Origin of the sequence: Nocardia sp. NRRL S-836, from assembly GCF_001279525.1 — a bacterium.
Lineage (GTDB): Bacteria > Actinomycetota > Actinomycetes > Mycobacteriales > Pseudonocardiaceae > Lentzea.
On the sequence record NZ_LGDY01000126.1, the window covers coordinates 24844 to 40698 of the forward strand.

General features: G+C 69.2%; 17 protein-coding genes, 1 pseudogene and 2 riboswitches. Of the genes and pseudogenes, 6 read left to right on the top strand and 12 right to left on the bottom strand.

Annotated elements, in window-relative coordinates; genetic code table 11:
* Window positions 1–54 precede the first annotated feature (54 nt).
* Together ADL03_RS34995 and ADL03_RS35000 are read right to left on the bottom strand one after the other, a co-directional pair.
* Window positions 55–900 (bottom strand): hypothetical protein, encoded by an 846-nt coding sequence (locus ADL03_RS34995; protein ID WP_053737896.1) that lies wholly within the window; start codon window positions 898–900, stop codon window positions 55–57.
* Entirely contained in the window at window positions 897–1394 is a 498-nt protein-coding gene (locus ADL03_RS35000) for a SigE family RNA polymerase sigma factor (protein WP_053737897.1), read from the bottom strand. Before ADL03_RS35000 ends, ADL03_RS34995 begins: the two co-directional genes overlap by 4 nt.
* 89 nt (window positions 1395–1483) lie before the next feature.
* Between ADL03_RS35000 and ADL03_RS35005 the strand changes: the two genes are divergently transcribed.
* From ADL03_RS35005 to ADL03_RS50925, 5 genes and pseudogenes are all read left to right on the top strand, one after another.
* On the top strand, window positions 1484–2668 hold the full coding sequence (locus ADL03_RS35005) for a metallophosphoesterase (RefSeq protein WP_369809051.1): 1185 nt from the start codon (window positions 1484–1486) through the stop codon (window positions 2666–2668).
* A 201-nt stretch (window positions 2669–2869) separates the two neighbouring features.
* The gene (locus tag ADL03_RS35010) at window positions 2870–3943 is read left to right on the top strand and encodes a type III PLP-dependent enzyme (RefSeq protein WP_231642643.1); all 1074 of its coding nucleotides are present in this window, start codon (window positions 2870–2872) and stop codon (window positions 3941–3943) included.
* A 33-nt stretch (window positions 3944–3976) separates the two neighbouring features.
* On the top strand, window positions 3977–4372 hold the full coding sequence (gene speD / locus ADL03_RS35015; protein WP_030466682.1) for an adenosylmethionine decarboxylase: 396 nt from the start codon (window positions 3977–3979) through the stop codon (window positions 4370–4372).
* On the top strand, window positions 4369–5217 hold the full coding sequence (locus ADL03_RS35020) for a spermidine synthase (protein WP_231642651.1): 849 nt from the start codon (window positions 4369–4371) through the stop codon (window positions 5215–5217). Before speD ends, ADL03_RS35020 begins: the two co-directional genes overlap by 4 nt.
* A 154-nt stretch (window positions 5218–5371) precedes the next feature.
* Window positions 5372–6153: pseudogene (locus ADL03_RS50925) on the top strand (IS5 family transposase).
* An 18-nt stretch (window positions 6154–6171) separates the two neighbouring features.
* On the opposite strand, the gene ADL03_RS35030 reads toward ADL03_RS50925, so the two are convergent.
* From ADL03_RS35030 to ADL03_RS35045, 4 genes are read right to left on the bottom strand one after another with little or no spacing between them, the layout of a single operon-like run.
* Window positions 6172–6411, bottom strand: coding sequence for a hypothetical protein (locus ADL03_RS35030; protein ID WP_053737900.1), 240 nt, complete (start codon window positions 6409–6411; stop codon window positions 6172–6174).
* A gap of 10 nt (window positions 6412–6421) precedes the next feature.
* The gene (locus ADL03_RS35035) at window positions 6422–8470 is read right to left on the bottom strand and encodes a S9 family peptidase (protein WP_053737901.1); all 2049 of its coding nucleotides are present in this window, start codon (window positions 8468–8470) and stop codon (window positions 6422–6424) included.
* A 9-nt stretch (window positions 8471–8479) separates the two neighbouring features.
* On the bottom strand, window positions 8480–9250 hold the full coding sequence (locus ADL03_RS35040) for a DUF1295 domain-containing protein (RefSeq protein WP_053737902.1): 771 nt from the start codon (window positions 9248–9250) through the stop codon (window positions 8480–8482).
* Window positions 9247–10500 (bottom strand): cyclopropane-fatty-acyl-phospholipid synthase family protein, encoded by a 1254-nt coding sequence (locus tag ADL03_RS35045; RefSeq protein WP_053737903.1) that lies wholly within the window; start codon window positions 10498–10500, stop codon window positions 9247–9249. Before ADL03_RS35045 ends, ADL03_RS35040 begins: the two co-directional genes overlap by 4 nt.
* 236 nt (window positions 10501–10736) lie before the next feature.
* Here ADL03_RS35045 and ADL03_RS35050 point away from each other — a divergent pair, with 236 nt between their 5' ends.
* Window positions 10737–11303: a hypothetical protein gene (locus ADL03_RS35050; RefSeq protein WP_197288917.1), complete on the top strand. Its 567-nt coding sequence runs from the start codon at window positions 10737–10739 to the stop codon at window positions 11301–11303.
* Between the two features lie 197 nt (window positions 11304–11500).
* Here the strand turns inward: ADL03_RS35050 and glyA are convergent, their stop codons facing one another.
* The 6 genes from glyA to ADL03_RS35080 form a co-directional block, all read right to left on the bottom strand.
* The gene (gene glyA, locus ADL03_RS35055) at window positions 11501–12766 is read right to left on the bottom strand and encodes a serine hydroxymethyltransferase (protein WP_053737904.1); all 1266 of its coding nucleotides are present in this window, start codon (window positions 12764–12766) and stop codon (window positions 11501–11503) included.
* A 13-nt stretch (window positions 12767–12779) separates the two neighbouring features.
* On the bottom strand, window positions 12780–13874 hold the full coding sequence (gcvT, locus tag ADL03_RS35060) for a glycine cleavage system aminomethyltransferase GcvT (RefSeq protein ID WP_053737905.1): 1095 nt from the start codon (window positions 13872–13874) through the stop codon (window positions 12780–12782).
* A 96-nt stretch (window positions 13875–13970) separates the two neighbouring features.
* Window positions 13971–14065, bottom strand: a riboswitch (glycine riboswitch).
* Window positions 14066–14156: riboswitch (glycine riboswitch) on the bottom strand. It abuts the riboswitch before it with no gap.
* Between the two features lie 45 nt (window positions 14157–14201).
* The gene (locus tag ADL03_RS35065) at window positions 14202–14504 is read right to left on the bottom strand and encodes a DUF3817 domain-containing protein (protein WP_053737906.1); all 303 of its coding nucleotides are present in this window, start codon (window positions 14502–14504) and stop codon (window positions 14202–14204) included.
* Window positions 14505–14518: 14 nt separating this feature from the next.
* Window positions 14519–14875 (bottom strand): hypothetical protein, encoded by a 357-nt coding sequence (locus ADL03_RS35070; protein ID WP_231642652.1) that lies wholly within the window; start codon window positions 14873–14875, stop codon window positions 14519–14521.
* Between the two features lie 123 nt (window positions 14876–14998).
* Complete coding sequence (locus tag ADL03_RS35075; RefSeq protein WP_053737907.1) at window positions 14999–15493, bottom strand: hypothetical protein; 495 nt, start codon at window positions 15491–15493, stop codon at window positions 14999–15001.
* A gap of 164 nt (window positions 15494–15657) precedes the next feature.
* Window positions 15658–15837 carry a hypothetical protein gene (locus ADL03_RS35080; protein WP_231642660.1) on the bottom strand — a complete coding sequence of 60 codons (180 nt, stop codon included), beginning with the start codon at window positions 15835–15837 and terminating at the stop codon, window positions 15658–15660.
* Window positions 15838–15855: the final 18 nt, after the last annotated feature.

The window sequence follows — 15855 nt, forward strand, 5'->3', positions numbered from 1 at the left end:
GGACGCACGAGAGAGGGCGGCCACGGAACGTGACCGCCCTCCTTGTCGCGCGGGTCAGCCCAAGTTGGCGAACTTCGGGTCGACCGCCATGGCCGCGAGCTCCGACCCCTCGAACGGCTCGACGTCGAGCGCCGGGTAGCCGCCCCCGTCGAAGCCCGCGCTCTGGGCCACGGTCACGACCCAGCCGTTCGGGTGCTTGTAGGACATCCAGCCCAGCACGCCGCCCGGTTCCTGGCTGGCCGCGTCACCGACCTGCAGCCCGTTGACGTTGCGCACCTTGCACATCGCCTTGCTCTTGCCCCAGAACTGCTTGGCCAGCGCACACGGTTCCGAGGCGTGCCGCGGACCGGGCGTGGACACCTCGATGACCAGCTTGCCGACCTTGCCGTTCTTGCGCACCGGCACGTACGCCGTGAACTGCCAGAGCTCCGGCTGCTCGCCGGGGTCGGACGCGAGCACCGCCTGGGCGTGCATCATCTCGCCGTTACCGGACTGCGTGTTCTGGTACTTCAGCGCGGGCGTCTCGTACCCGTACGACCACGCGGACCGTTTGACAGCGTCCAGCAGCTGCTCGGCGCGAACGGCCTGCGGCCCCTGGCTCGCGGACCGGTCGGGCTGCTCGGACGCCCACGCCATGGTCGAGCCGCTCGGCCTGGAGCTGCTGCTGCTGGGTCCCGCTCCGGTCAGGTAGTCCCGCGTGCCCGCCGGGTTGAGCGCGAACGCCGACCCGAGGCCGATGCCCACCACGAGCACCGCGACCACCGCACCGACCAGCGACGACCGCCTGGCTGACCGGGCCTTGCGCGCCACGTGGAGCGCGCGGTTAGGGTCCATGGCCGGCGGGGGGCTGCTGGTCACCACCACGTCCTGGAACGCCGTTCTGAGGTCCTGTTCGTTCATCGAACCCTCTCCTGCTGTTCGAGCAGACCGCGCAGCGTCTGCAGCCCCCGCGCGGCCTGGCTCTTCACGGTTCCTTCCGAACACTTGAGGACAGCGGCCGTCTGCTCGACGGACATGTCCTCCCAGTACCGCAGGACGAGGCACGCACGCTGTCTGGGAGGCACCTTCGCCAGCGCCTCCAGCAACACCATCCGCTCCTCCGGGTAACGCCCTGGCGGAGCCGCCGAGTCGGCGACGTCGTCGCTCACCGACTCGAACCGGAACCACCCGCGCCGGCGCTCGGACAGGAACGTCCGCACCAGCACCTGCCTGGTGTAGGCGTCCAGCGCCTCGTGCCGCTCGATCCGCCGCCACGCCAGGTAGAGCTTCGTGAAGGCTTGCTGCACGAGGTCTTCCGCGCGATGCCAGTCGCCGCACAGCAGATAGGCCGTGCCGCGCATGGCGTCGGAACGGGCCGCGAAGTACTCCTGGAACGCGGCGTCCCGATCTCTCATCAGGTCTCCCCCTGTCTGCGGTACCGGGTTACTCACGCCACGGGGAACCTGGCGGGTTGCACGGCGTTCACGAATCGCATACTGATGTCGTGATTTTCCTTTTGCTCCTCGGCGTCCCGGCCGGACTGGGCCACTTCTACCTGTGGCGCCGGTTGGTCGTGGACACCACGCGACCGGGCACGCTCGGGCGCCGCATCGGCACGTTCGCCGTCGCCGGGGCGTTCGTGCTGCTGATGAGCGCGCTGGTCGTGACGCGCCGGGTGCCGCCGGAGTACGGGAAGTTCTTCGCGTGGCCCGGGTTCGTGTGGCTCGCCCTGCTGTTCTACCTGGCGATCGCCCTAGGCGTCGCCGAGGTCCCGCGGCGCCTCCTGCTGCGGCGGGCCACCACCGCACCGGTGGCCGTCGGTACCGGTGCCGAACCGGTCGAGCCGGTCGAGGTCGTGCCGGATCCCGGCCGCCGGCTGTTCATCTCGCGGTCGGTCGCGATCGGCTCCGGCATCGCCGCGGGCAGCGTCGTCGGCTACGGCATGACGCAGGCGCTGGGCGCTCCTCAGCTGCTGACCGTGCCGGTGGCGCTGGACAAGCTCCAGCCTTCGCTGTCGGGCTTCCGGATCGCCGTGGTGAGCGACATCCACCTGGGACCGCTGCTCGGCCGGTCGCACACCGAGCGGATCGTGCGGATGATCAACGAGCAGGAGGCCGACCTCGTCGCGATCGTCGGCGACCTGGTCGACGGCACCGTGGCCGAGCTGGGCGAGGCGGCGGCACCGTTGCGGGACCTGGTGTCCAGGCACGGCAGCTTCTTCGTGACCGGCAACCACGAGTACTTCTCCGGACACGAACAGTGGATCTCGGAGCTCGACCGGCTCGGCGTGAACCCGTTGCGCAACGAGGGGTTGACCGTGGCCGGTGGGATCGAGCTCGTCGGCGTGAACGACGTGACCGGCAGGTCCTACGGCGACGGCCCCGACTTCGGCCGCGCCTTCGCCGGGCGCGACCGGGCCAACCCCGTCGTGCTGCTGGCGCACCAGCCCGTGCAGGTCGCCGACGCGTCTTCACACGGGGTGGACCTGCAGTTGTCCGGTCATACACACGGTGGGCAGATGGTGCCGTTCAACTTCGTCGTGCCGGTGCAGCAACCCAGTGTCGCGGGGCTGTCGAAGGTGGACGACACGTGGCTGTACGTCAGTCGTGGCGCGGGTTTCTGGGGGCCGCCGGTGCGCGTGGGCGCACCTCCGGACATCACGCTGATCGAGCTGAAGTCTGCCGGGTAAGTCACACTCGGCTTCCCGGGATTGCGCACTTGCGGTGTCCAGGCCGTAGAGTGGTCGGCCGTGCCCGCGTACGGACCGCGAGGCGGATGAAGGGGGAACCCTGGGGAAATGACCGAGAGCTTCGCCGTTGACCGGCGTTACGAGGCAGAGGCTCGTATTCGGCGTTTCCTGGACCAGGAGCACCCGTCGACACCGTGTCTGGTGATCGACCTCGAGACGATCCGCGCGCGCTACCAGGCAATTCGGGCGGCCATGCCGTCCGTCGACATCTTCTACGCCGTCAAGTCGAACCCCGAGTCCGACGTCGTGGCCACCCTGGTCGCCCAGGGTTCCCGCTTCGACGTCGCGTCGCCCGCGGAGATCGACCTGTGCCTGGCGCGCGGCGCGGAACCGTCGGCGATCTCCTACAGCAACCCCATCAAGAAGGCCGCGGACATCGCGTACGCCTACTCGCGCGGGGTGCGACTGTTCGTGTCGGACAGCGAGCAGGACGTGCGGTTCGTCGCCGAGCACGCGCCCGGTTCGTCCGTCCTGGTGCGGATCCTCGTCCACAGCAAGGGTTCCACCTACCCGTTCGGCAACAAGTTCGGTTGCGATCCGGAGATGGCGACGGATCTCTTGCGGCTGGCGCACCAGCTGGGACTCGTTCCTTCCGGCGTCGCTTTCCACGCGGGCTCGCAACAGCTGTCCGTGACCGGCTGGGACTCCGGCATCGCCGACGCCGCCCTGATCGCGGCGAAGCTGCGCGCGGAAGGCATCGAGACGACCACGGTGAACCTGGGCGGCGGTCTTCCCGCCGTGTACCAGGAGGACACGCCCGATCTGGAGGCCTTCGCCGCCGGCATCGAGGAGTCGCTCGCGCGGCACTTCGGGGCGGCGCGGCCGCGGGTGATGATCGAACCCGGCCGGGCGGTCTCCGCGGAGGCCGGGATGATCCGCTCGTCGGTGGTGCTCGTGTCGCGGAAGTCCTATTCGGACGAACGCCGCTGGGTGTACCTCGACATCGGCCGCTACCAGGGCCTGGCCGAAACCGAGGGCGAGGCGATCGCGTACCGGTTGCGCACCTCGCGCGACGGCGGCGCCGTGGGACCGGTCGTGCTGGCCGGTCCGACGTGCGACGCGGACGACGTGATCTACCAGCACACCCGCTACGACCTGCCGCTCGACCTGCGGGCCGGCGACCACGTGGACATCCTCCACGCCGGCGCCTACACCTCCTCCTATTCGTCCGTGTGCTTCAACGGCTTCCCGCCGCTGGCCACGTACTGCGTCTGAGTCCGTTGTTCTTCACATAGTTTGGAGTGATTGATGTCCGAAGCGCCCTGTCAGACCGAGGAAACCGTCGGTTTGTTCGCGGGACAGCACGTACTTGCAGAGCTTTCGGGTGTGAGTGCCGATCTGCTCGACGACGAGCAGTTCCTGCGGCACGCCCTTGGTGAGGTTCTCACGCAGGCCGACGCAACCGTGCTGGAGGTGATCTCCAAGAAGTTCGATCCCCAAGGAGTCACCGTGCTGGCCCTGCTGTCGGAGTCCCACGCGTCCATCCACACCTACCCCGAGGTGGGTTCGGTGTTCGTCGACGTCTTCACCTGCGGTACTCGTGCGAAACCCGCGCTCGCCGTGCAGCTACTCGCTGACGCACTGGGCGCTGCTCACGTGAGCACGGATCTCGTCACTCGTGGCATCAAGGAGCACGCCGCGTGAACACGATCAACGAGCCGCTCGCCGACGGCATGACCCGCCACTGGCGCGTGGACGAGGTGCTGGTCGACACCAAGACCGACTTCCAGCACCTGGTGATCGCCCGCACCGCCCAGGGCGTGTCGCTGTTCTGCGACGACGACCGCCAGTCCACCGAGTTCAGCCAGCTGACCTACCACGAGGCCCTGATGGTGCCGGCGCTGCTGCTGGCCGACCAGGTTGAGCGGGTGCTGGTCATCGGCTCCTCCGAGGGCGTCGTGTGCCAGATGGCGGTGCAGCACGGTGCGTCGGTCGTCGACCACATCGACATCGACGAGCAGGCCGTGAAGCTGTGCGCGGAGCACCTGCCGTACGGCTACACCCTGGAGGAGCTGGCTCTCGCCGAGAAGGGCGAGGGCCCGATCCGAGTGCAGTACATCGACGGGTTCGAGTACATCCGCACGACGTCGGAGAAGTACGACATCGTGCTGGTGGACCTGCCCGACGAGCGTGAGGAGGAGGCGCAGCACAACCGCTTGTACGGCGCCGACTTCCTGCGCATGTGCAAGGCGCTGCTGCGTCCCGGCGGCGTCGTGGTCAACCAGTCCGGTTGCCAGACGATGTGGCGCAACACCACGCTGATCCGCTCCTGGCAGCGGTTCAACGAGGTGTTCGACACGGTCGCGTACTACGGCTCGGACGAGCACGAGTGGGCGTACCTGTTCGGCCGCGCGGACGTCGTCGACGACCCGACGGCGCTGATGGTCGAGCGGCTGGCCACGGCCGGGTACCAGCCCGAGTCGATCGACGACCTGGCGCTGGTGGGCAACAGCATTCCGCCGTACCGGGTGCGGCAGTCGTTGGCCTGAGGCCGGTTTCTGTGCGAGAGGGGCGCTTCCCGGTTCGGGAGGCGCCCCTTTCGCTTGAGTCTAGGGCGTGTCCTGCGGATCTTTTGCATGATCGTGTGCAGATGATGGTGTGTGGTCGGACGTGGTGAGCTGACGGGACAAGGCCTGGGCAAAGATCGCGCCGTTGCTGCCCGCACAGAGCGGGCAGCGCAGTAGCCGGTGGCGCAGCCACCGGCAGGTGATCAACGCGATCCTGTGGAAGGAACGCACCGGCGCCCCGTGGCGTGACCTGCCCAAACGGTACGGGCCGTGGAAGACCGCGCACGAGCGGCTGCGCAAGTGGACCGCGGACGGGACGTGGGACCGGATCCTCGATCACGTCATCGTCAAAGACGACTCACTCGGAACGCTCGAGGACAACGTCGCGTTCGTGGTCAGCGTCGACTCCACCAGCGTCCGGGCCCACCAGCACGCCGCGGGCGCCCGGAAAAAGGGGCTGCGCGGACTGGATCGGAGACCTCGCCGTCGACGGCGAATGCCTCGGACGATCCCGCGGAGGCCTGACCATCAAGCTCCACCTGGCAGTCAACACCGCAACTGCTGCCACTACTCGACGACATCCGCGACATCGACGTGGACGGGCGGCGAGTGCGGGTCGGGTGGGTGATCGCCGACAAGGCCCACACCCACCCGAGCACCCGCACCGCGTTACGACAGCGGCGGATCAAGGCCACCATTCCTGAGCGCACAGACCAGATCGCCCGCCGCAAGGCCAAGGGCTCGGCCGGTGGCAGGCCACCGGCCTTCGACCCCGACCTCTACAAGCTGCGCAACGTGGTCGAGCGCTGCTTCATCCGGCTCAAGCAGTTCCGCGGCCTGGCCACCAGGTTCGCGAAACGAGCCGCCTACCACTGCGCCGAGATCATCCTGGCCTGCATCGTCCTTCACCTCCGGTGAAGATCCACAGGACAGGCCCTAGTCGGAAGCCGGTGGTTGCCTGACGTACTCGACCGGCTCGGTGGAGAAGTCCTTGCTCCACCAGACCCACAGGCGGCCGCACCCAGGACAGTCCACGACCTGCCTGCAGCAGCCGATCAGGTCCGGCAGCTCGACGACGTGGTCGGCCTCGAACTCAGCTGAGGTGAACATCATCAGGCCGTGGTCGTGGTCGTCGTCCCGCGTGATGGTGCCGCATCGGCACCTGAACTTCGACATACCGTGTCCCTCAGGCCAGCGACTGCTTCAGGAAGTCCACCTGGAGCAGCAGCAGGTTCTCGGCGACCTGTTCCTGCGGGGTCATGTGCGTGACACCCGACAGCGGCAGCACGGTGTGGGGACGGCCCGCCGCCAGCAGGGCGTTGGACAGGCGGAGGGTGTGGGCGGCCACGACGTTGTCGTCGGCGAGGCCGTGGATGATCATCAACGGGCGGGAGAGCTTGTCCGCGTCGGCGATGAGCGAGTTGGTGTCGTAGACCTCAGGCTTGTCGTCGGGGTGGCCGAGGTAGCGCTCGGTGTAGTGGGTGTCGTAGAGGCGCCAGTCGGTGACCGGGGCGCCGGCGATGCCCGCGTGGAAGACGTCCGGGCGGCGCAGGACGGCGAGCGCCGACAGGTAACCGCCGTAGGACCAGCCGCGGATGGCGACGCGGGTGAGGTCGAGGTCGGGTTCCACGGCCGCGGCGGCGTGCAGGGCGTCGACCTGGTCCTCCAGGGTGGCGCCGGCGAAGTCGTACGCGATGGCGCGTTCCCAGGCCAGGCCTCGGCCGGGGGTGCCGCGGCCGTCGGCGACGAGCACCGCGAAGCCCTGGTCGGCGAGCCACTGCGAGGCGAGGAAGGCGTTCTGGGCCGTCAGGACGCGCTGGGCGTGCGGGCCGCCGTAGGGGTCCAGCAGCACCGGGAGCTTGGTGCCGGGGACGTGGCCGGTGGGCAGCAGCAGGGCGGCGCGCAGGTCGCGTTCGCCGAGGGTCAGCATGCGCGGGGACGCCTTGATGACCGGCGTCTCGGCCCACGACTCGATCTCGTGACCGCCGACGGTGACCTTCGAGCCGTACCAGTCCAAAGAGGACGAGGCGAGCACAACCGTGTCACCGCCTCGGATCGCGGTGTGCACACCATCCACTGTGGACAACCGCTCGACCGTCGTGCCGACCGAGTAGACGTGCACCTGGGTGGGGTCGTCGGCGGAGGCCGCGATCAGCACGGAGTCGTCGGTGATGTCGAGGACGCGGCGCACCTGCAGGCCCTCGGTCACGACGTCGTCACCGACGCGCAGCGCGTACTCGTCGCCGGAGCCCACGATCCGGACCAGGCGGCCGTCCGGCGTCCAGGCCGGTGCGCCGTCGGTGACCTCCAGCCACGCCGGGTCGGTCTCGACGGCGAGCTCGGTGACCGCACCGGTCTCGGGGGCCAGCGCGTGGATCGTGCGGGTGCGCTGGTCGCGGGTCTGCGTGGTGATCAACGGTGCGCCGCCGGCCGACCAGTGCACGTCGTTGAGGTAGTCGAACTCCAACAGCACCGGGACGAAGGTGCTGTCCAGCGACACCACGTGCAGCGACACCGTGGCGTTGTCCGTGCCCGCGGCCGGGTAGGCGATCTCGGTGGCCGGCGTGGCGGGGTTCGCGGGGTCGGCGATGTACCAGCGCCGCACCGGGGCGTTGTTCACGCGCGCGACGAGGAGGCGGGTGCCGTCCGGCTCCCACCAGTAGCCGCGGTAGCGCGACATCTCCTCCGCGGCGATGAACTCGGCCAGGCCGAACGTCACGTCCTCGCCGTCGGGTTCGGCGACGGCGTAGTCCTCACCGGAGGCCAGGTCGACCACGCGCAGGGTCCCGTGCGTCACGTACGCCACGCGCTGCCCGGTCGGGTCGACGCGCGGGTCGATGACGCCGCCGCGGGTCGGCAGCTCGCGCACGTCCCCGCTCACCAGGTCGGCCACGAACAGGCGGCCGGACAGGGCGAACGAGGCGGTGTTGGCGTCGTTCGACAACGCGTAGGCGACGATGCCCGCACCGGACTCGCGCGTGCGCTCGCGGCGCGCCTTCTCCTCCGCGGGCAGGTCCTCCTGCTCGCTCAGCAGCCGCGCTGGGTCGGCCAGCAACCGTTCGGTGCCGGTGGCGGTGTTCAGCTCCCACAACCCGTTCGCACGGCTCGTGGCCGTGGCCGGGCGCAGGAAGAACACACGCGAACCGTCCAGCGACACCGCGAAGGTGCGGGGTGCGCCGACGGTGAACCGCTGGGAGCGCGCCTGTTGGCGCGGGAAGGAGATGTCGTTGCCCACCCGCCCACACTAACCCGCGCGTGAACGCGGCGGCATGGGAACGAAACCGCTGGTCCGGCGTACGTACTCGGCGTATCCGGGCCGGCGCGCCACGATGTCGCGCTCCAGCAACGGCTTGCCGGTGCCCTTCGCGAGCAGCCACGTCATGACCACCGGGCTGGTGATCGTGAGCACCGCCACCCACGAGTGCGCCGCGAACAGGAACAGGCCCCACCACACCACGGCGTCGCCGAAGTAGTTCGGATGCCTGGTGTAGCGCCACAACCCGCGATCCATCACGGCACCCTCGTTCGCCGGGTCCGCACGGAACCGCGAGAGCTGCCAGTCGCCGACTGATTCGATTGTGAAGCCGACCACCCACAAGGTCGTTCCGGCCCAATCTACCACTCCGAGCGGAGCGTCCAAGTGCTGCGCGACCTGGACCGGCAACGACACGATCCACATGAGAACGGCCTGCAACAGGTACACCCGGTACATGTGCAGCCGGGGATTTCCCTTGGCGCGCTTGAGGATGTCGCGGTAGCGCGGATCTTCGTCCTTGCCCCGGTTGCGGAGGAGGATGTGCAGACCGAGGCGGACGCCCCAGATCACCGTCAGTGCCGTGACCAGCAGGTTCCGGGCGGGTTCGCCGTCCGCGAACGCGAACGTGACCAGCGCGATCACCGCGAAGCCGGGCCCCCACGCCGAGTCGATCAGGTCGTAGCGCCCGCGCCGGTCGGCGTACCCGAACAACGCCGTCAGCGACACCAGCACGGTGACGAGGCTGACCAGGTAGCTCATCGGGCAACCAGCTCACGGCGCACGCGGGGCATGCCGCTGCGGCCGCTCTCGCTGCTGCGCACCGCGAGGACCTGGTCCACGCCCATCCGCCCCTCCTCGAACGTCAGCGCGCCACCGGCGAGGTAGAGCCGCCACACCCGCGCCTGCCCCTCGCCGACCAGCGCGACGACCTCGTCCCACCGCTCCTCCAGCGTCCGCGCCCACGCGCGGACGGTCCACACGTAGTGCTCGCGCAGCGCGTGCACGTCCCGGATCTCCAGCCCGGCGGACTCCAGGAACGCGGTGGTCTGGCTGACCGGCCGCATGTGCATGTCCGGCGCGACGTACGACTCGATGAACGCGCCACCGCCGGGCGCGTTCCTGCCGCGGGACATCTGCTGCAGCAGCAGCCGTCCCTCGGGCTTGAGGAGCCGGTGCAACGTGGCGGCGTACTCGGGGTAGTTCCGCTCACCGACGTGCTCGCCCATCTCGATCGTGGAGATCGCGTCGAACGGCTCGTCGCGCACCTCGCGGTAGTCCTGCAGCCGCACCTCGACGCGTCCCTCCAGCCCTTCTTCGGCGATGCGGCGCAGGACGTGGTCGCGCTGCTGGGCGGAGATCGTGACACCGGTCGCGTGCACGCCGTAGTGCTGCGCGGCGTGGATGATCATGGAGCCCCACCCGCAGCCGACATCGAGCAGCCGCTGTCCCGGCCGCAGGTCCAGCTTGCGGCACACCAGGTCGAGCTTGTTGTGCTGCGCCTGCGCCAGCTCCTCGTCCTCGGCGGTGAAGTACGCGCACGAGTACGCCATGCTCGGGTCGAGCACGAGCCGGTAGAACGCGTTGCTCAGGTCGTAGTGGTGCGAGATCGCGTCCCGGTCGCGGATCTTGCTGTGCAACGCGCCCTTGAGCCGCGCCTCCTCCTCCGGTGCGTTCGGGTTGCGGCCCAGCACCTTGAGGCCGAAGGCGAGCCGCACCACCTCCGCCAGCTTCGGCCGGCGGGTCACGCCGCGCCGCACGAGCCCCCAGATCTGCGACAGCCCGGTCGCGAGATCTCCCTCCACGTCGAGCTCCCCGCTCACGTACGCCCGTGCGAGCCCCAGCTCGTTCGGGCTCCACACGAGCCTGCGCAACGCGTCACGAGACCGGATCACGAGCACGGTCCCGTCCTGCGGCCCGGCCACGCTCCCGTCCCACGCCCGGATTCCGATCGGCAGCGGCGCGCCCAGCACCCGTTCCGCCACGCCTGCGAGCTGACCTGCGACGACCACCCTGTACCTCCTGCGCACCCGGTTCCCCCGGACGTTCGGGACAGCAACGGGTTCGGTTCGTTTCTGAACCGAGACGCAACCGCGCCCGTATGGCCTCGATAGAGCGAACGACGCACAAGGAGGACATGAGTGTGATCCGACGTAACCGCATTGCCATCGGGCTCGCCGCGGGACTGGCAGTTGTGCTGGGTCTTGGTGTCTGGAGCGCCACGGGTAGTGGCACGAGCTCGAAGCCGGTGGCACAGACCGAAACCGACCTGGGCGTCCTCGGTGACTACGGCGACGTGGGTCAGCCCCCCGTACTCCAGGAACCCGCTCAGGCGCCAGAGACCCCGGTCCAGCAGCAGGCGCCGGAGCCCCAGGCCGCGCAGCCTCCCGCCGCGCAGCCCCCGGCGGCCGCTCCGGTCAGCTCGTTGAAGCTGGTCGGCAAGTCGGTCGACAAGATGGGCCTGGTCGTCCAGGACGGCGACGGCCGCACGATGTACCGCTTCGACAAGGACACCCCGAAGCCGGAAGGCAAGTCGAACTGCAACGGCCAGTGCGCGGTCACGTGGCCGCCGCTGCTGTCGGACTCCCTGCCGCAGGTCGAGGGCGTCGACGCGAAGCTGGTCTCCCTGATCACGCGGGCCGACGGCAAGAAGCAGGTCGCGATCGACGGCTGGCCGATCTACGCCTACTCGCAGGACCCGAAGCCGGGTGCCTGGAAGGGCCAGGGCGTCGGCAACACCTGGTTCGTGATCCAGCCCGACGGCAAGCGCAACGTCGAGTGCCTTCCCCCCGGCGTGACGGTGCCCGCGGCCTAGGACTCCCCCGACCGACCATCCCGTTAGGACGGTCCAACTGACACACACGACACCCTGACACGGTGCGACCCCGGCCCTGGGGAAGGGGCCGGGGTTCCCGTCGTTCCGCTCTCACCCGTTCAGGTGGTCGTCACAGTCACGCGGGGCCTTCCGTTTCCTGGTGGGAAACGAAAGGCCCCCGCGTGGCGTCGGGAACGTCAGAGCGTGGAGTACAGCGGGTGCTTGGCCGCCAGCACCTCGACGCGCGCACGCAGCTCGTCGATCGCCGCGCCCGGCTTCAACGCCTCCGCGATCACGTCGGCGACCTCGGTGAAGTCCGCCTCGCCGAACCCGCGGGTGGCGAGCGCCGGCGTGCCGATGCGCAGGCCGGAGGTGACCATCGGCGGACGCGGGTCGTTGGGGACGGCGTTGCGGTTGACCGTGATGCCGATCTGGTGCAGCACGTCCTCGGCCTGCTTGCCGTCCAGCTCGGAGCTCACCAGGTCGACCAGCACCAGGTGCACGTCCGTGCCACCGGTCAGCACCTTCACGCCCGCGGCGGCCACGTCGGGCTGCGACAGGCGGTCGGCGAGGATGCGGGCGCCGTCCAGCGTGCGGCGCTGGCGGTCGGCGAACTCGGGCGAGGCGGCGTGCTTGAACGCGACGGCCTTGGCGGCGATCACGTGCTCCAGCGGACCGCCCTGCTGGCCGGGGAACACCGCCGAGTTGATCTTCTTGGCGATGTCGGCGTCGTTCGACAGGATCACGCCGCCGCGCGGACCGCCGAGGGTCTTGTGCGTCGTCGTGGTCGTGACGTGGGCGTGCGGCACGGGCGACGGGTGCAGGCCCGCGGCCACGAGGCCCGCGAAGTGCGCCATGTCGACCATCAGGTAGGCCTCGACCGAGTCCGCGATGCGGCGGAACTCGGCGAAGTCGAGCTGGCGCGGGTAGGCCGACCAGCCGGCGACGATCAGCTTCGGGCGGTGCTCGGTGGCCAGGCGCTCGACCTCGGCCATGTCGACGCGGCCGTCACCGTCGGAGACGTGGTACGGCACGACGTTGTAGAGCTTGCCGGAGAAGTTGATGCGCATGCCGTGCGTGAGGTGGCCGCCGTGCGCGAGGTCCAGGCCGAGGATCGTGTCGCCGGGCTGCAGCAGCGCGAACATCGCGGCGGCGTTGGCCTGGGCGCCGGAGTGCGGCTGGACGTTGGCGAAACCGGCGCCGAAGAGCGCCTTGATCCGCTCGATGGCCAGGCGCTCCACGACGTCGACGTGCTCGCAGCCGCCGTAGTAGCGGCGGCCGGGGTAGCCCTCGGCGTACTTGTTGGTGAGCACCGAGCCCTGGGCCTGCAGCACCGAGACGGGCGTGAAGTTCTCCGAGGCGATCATCTCGAGTGTGCCCTGCTGGCGCGCCAGCTCGGCGGCAACGGCCTGCGCGACCTCGGGGTCGTACTCCGCGAGGGAGGCGTTGAACTGGTCGGACATCTGGAAGAACTCCCTACTTGGCGCGCTTGTAGAACGGAAGTGCGACGACCTCGACCGGCTGCTTCTTGCCGCGGACGTCCACCAGCAGAGGGGTGCCCGGCTCGGCGCTCGCCCGGTTCACGTAGGCCATCGCCACCGAGTGACCGAGCGTCGGCGACAGCGCGCCGGAGGTCACCTCGCCGACGACCTCGTCACCGTTCAGCACCGCGTAGCCGTGCCGGGGGGCGCGGCGCTCGGGCGTCGTGAGACCGACGAGGACCGAGTCCACATCGGACTCGGAGACCTTGGTCAGCGCCTCGCGGCCCACGAAGTCACCCGGCTTGTCGAGCTTCACGACCCGGCCGAGACCGGCGTGGTACGGGGTGAGCGAGGTGGTCAGCTCGTTGCCGTACAACGGCATTCCGGCTTCGAGGCGCAACGTGTCGCGGCAGCCGAGACCGCACGGCTTGAGCTCGTGCGGCTGACCGGCCTCCAACAGCGCGTTCCACACGGTGGCGGCGTCGCCGGGCGCGACGAACAGCTCGAAGCCCTCCTCGCCGGTGTACCCGGTGCGCGCGAGCAGCGCGTCCACACCGGCCACCGTCGAGGGGTAGGACGCGTAGTACTTGACCGCCGACAGGTCGGTGCCGGTGAGACCGGCGAGGATCTCGACGGACTTCGGGCCCTGGATCGCGATCAGCGCGTAGTCCGTCGACCGGTCGGTGACGACCGTGTCGAAGTCCTCCGCCCGCTCGACCAGCGCGTCGGCGACGACGGCGGCGTTGGAGGCGTTGGCGACGACCATGAACTCCTCGTCGCCCAGCCGGTAGACGATCAGGTCGTCGATCACGCCGCCGTCGGCCTGCGTGATCATCGTGTAGCGGGCCTTGCCGACCGCGAGGGCGGAGATGTGGCCGACCAGCGCGTAGTCGAGCGCCGCACCGGCCTGCGGGCCGGTCAGCACGATCTCACCCATGTGCGTGAGGTCGAACAGGCCGGCGGTGGTGCGCACGGCGTGGTGCTCGGCGAGCTCGCTGGAGTAGCGCAGCGGCATCTTCCAGCCCGCGAAGTCGGTGAACATCGCGCCGAGCGACTCGTGCTCAGCGTTCAGTGGCGTGAGGCGGGACATCAGAACGCTCCTCCAGGGTGCGCCGAAGAGCCGGACCAGGCCGGCTGAGGCAACAGAAGAATGACACGGTCCATCGGAGACTCCTCACCAGAGCGAGCCTCCCCCTCTGTCATGAGCCTGAGAGCTTCGCCGCGCGGAACGCGACTTGCACCGTGGGCGAGGCTGCTGATGAGCCTGCTTTCCAGAGTTGCCTTCGTCGTGCGGTACCTGTACCTGAGAGATTCCGGGGAGGAGTTGCTCCTTCGGCGTCCCCGCTCAAGGGGACTCTCCCGCGCGACATCGACGGCCGTGTTCAGTTGGTTGCCCCAGACGCTAGCAGGCGCAACGTCACAGCGGCACGCCCTGAGCAGTCTTCTCCACCACCTTGCGCTCGGCCCAGAACGACAGGAACGGGATCGTCCCCGCGATCAGCACGAGCGCGGTGCCCTTGATCGACCAGCGCAGCTTCAGCGCCAGGTCGACGGAAATCACCAGGTAGATGGCGTACAGGAAGCCGTGGATCGGGCCGACGACCTTCATCGCCTGGCCCATGTCGGCGGCGTACTTCAGCACCATGGCGACGACCAGGAGCAGCAGGAAGACACCGACCACGTAAGCCATGACCCTGAACCGGGTCAACGCACCCTTCATCTGCCCGCCTCCGCTCAACGACCGTCCCGCGCGTTGAGGTCCGCGAGCATGCGGTTGTAGGCCGCGAGCTCCGCGTCTTCTTCGTCGTCGAAGTGCTCGACAGGCGCGGGTTTGACGGCGTCAACGGTAGTCACCGGCCTGACGGCGGGTGCAACCGGCTCCGGTGCGGAGAGACCCTCGTCACGACGCTGCCGCGCCAGACGGCGGAAACGCCACACCATGAAGAGGGGGAAGAGGCCGAAGAGCGGCCACTGGAGCACGTACCCGAGGTTCTGGAACGTGCCGCTGGCGGACTCGAAGCGCTGCCACTGCCACCACGCGAGCCCGCAACACAGGACCAGCGCCGCCAGGCAGGCGAGCGCGATCAGCACACGCTGGGGAGTAAGGAGGCCGCGCACGACCTCCACACTACTTGGGTTGGGCCTCCACGCAGGAGGCCGCCCGTGAGAGCGGTGAACACGGGGCTGTCGATCCCTCGACAGCCCTTTCACCCGTTACGCCACACCATCCCGGCGCTGCCTCTGCAGACGTGCGACGCACCAGGCCGCGGCGGAGCCACGGCGGAGGTGCTGGAGAACCGTCATCGGTCCCAGGCGCCGTCCGAGGTCGGCGGGCGTGAGGCCGGCGGCGCGGTAGTCGAGCGCGCGCTGGTCCAGCGGGCTGATGCCCGCGTCCCACCACTGCTCGGCCTCGGCGACGTCGCCCACCAGCTGCCAGTAGCTCGCCGCGGCGGCGAGCAGTGCCTCGGGTGCCTCCGGCGCCCGCTTGCGCATCGCGGCCACGTAGGCCGGATCCGCCGACTCGACCTTGACCAAGCCACGCGGCCCGCCCTTGTTGCCGCCCCGCTGCACGGGGATGCCGGGCGCCGAGGGGGGAGCCTCAGCGAGCCACGCGTTCTTGATCCGGTTCACCTCCTGCATCTCTGCGTCATCAGACCGTTCAGCCGCCCACTGCTTCAAGAGCTCGTGGACCCCGGAGTCCTCGACCATCCATGCCTCCTCGTCGGTCGGGGATCGGCCATTGCAGCGGAAGGTATTCGGTAGGTCTGACAATCGCCAGACCCTGAATCGCCAGAACACCCGTTACCAGTGCGTGATTGGCCTCATTCCACCCGTCCGGCTCAACGCGAATGGCCGAGGATCACCGACTGTCACTAGGCGACGGGGGTGGCCGTCCCGAAGAGGCTCCGGATGAAGGTGATGATCGACTCTGCGCCCTCACGCAGCCAGCCAAGAGCCGTCTGGACCGCCGAAGCGGACTCCTCGGGCCGGGTGATCAGGAGGAACAGCACCAGCGCGACGCCCGCCAGCACTAGCACCTTCTTGAGGTTCACAGGTCCCTCTCCGTCCAT

Coding starts and splice junctions, on each gene's coding strand:
- ADL03_RS35040 (WP_053737902.1), bottom strand. CDS start 9,250: ATGAGCTACCTGGTCAGCCTCGTCACCGTGCTGGTGTCGCTGACGGCG.
- ADL03_RS35030 (WP_053737900.1), bottom strand. CDS start 6,411: ATGTCGAAGTTCAGGTGCCGATGCGGCACCATCACGCGGGACGACGAC.
- speD (WP_030466682.1), top strand. CDS start 3,977: ATGTCCGAAGCGCCCTGTCAGACCGAGGAAACCGTCGGTTTGTTCGCG.
- ADL03_RS35000 (WP_053737897.1), bottom strand. CDS start 1,394: ATGAGAGATCGGGACGCCGCGTTCCAGGAGTACTTCGCGGCCCGTTCC.
- ADL03_RS35075 (WP_053737907.1), bottom strand. CDS start 15,493: ATGGTCGAGGACTCCGGGGTCCACGAGCTCTTGAAGCAGTGGGCGGCT.
- glyA (WP_053737904.1), bottom strand. CDS start 12,766: ATGTCCGACCAGTTCAACGCCTCCCTCGCGGAGTACGACCCCGAGGTC.
- ADL03_RS34995 (WP_053737896.1), bottom strand. CDS start 900: ATGAACGAACAGGACCTCAGAACGGCGTTCCAGGACGTGGTGGTGACC.
- ADL03_RS35065 (WP_053737906.1), bottom strand. CDS start 14,504: ATGAAGGGTGCGTTGACCCGGTTCAGGGTCATGGCTTACGTGGTCGGT.
- gcvT (WP_053737905.1), bottom strand. CDS start 13,874: ATGTCCCGCCTCACGCCACTGAACGCTGAGCACGAGTCGCTCGGCGCG.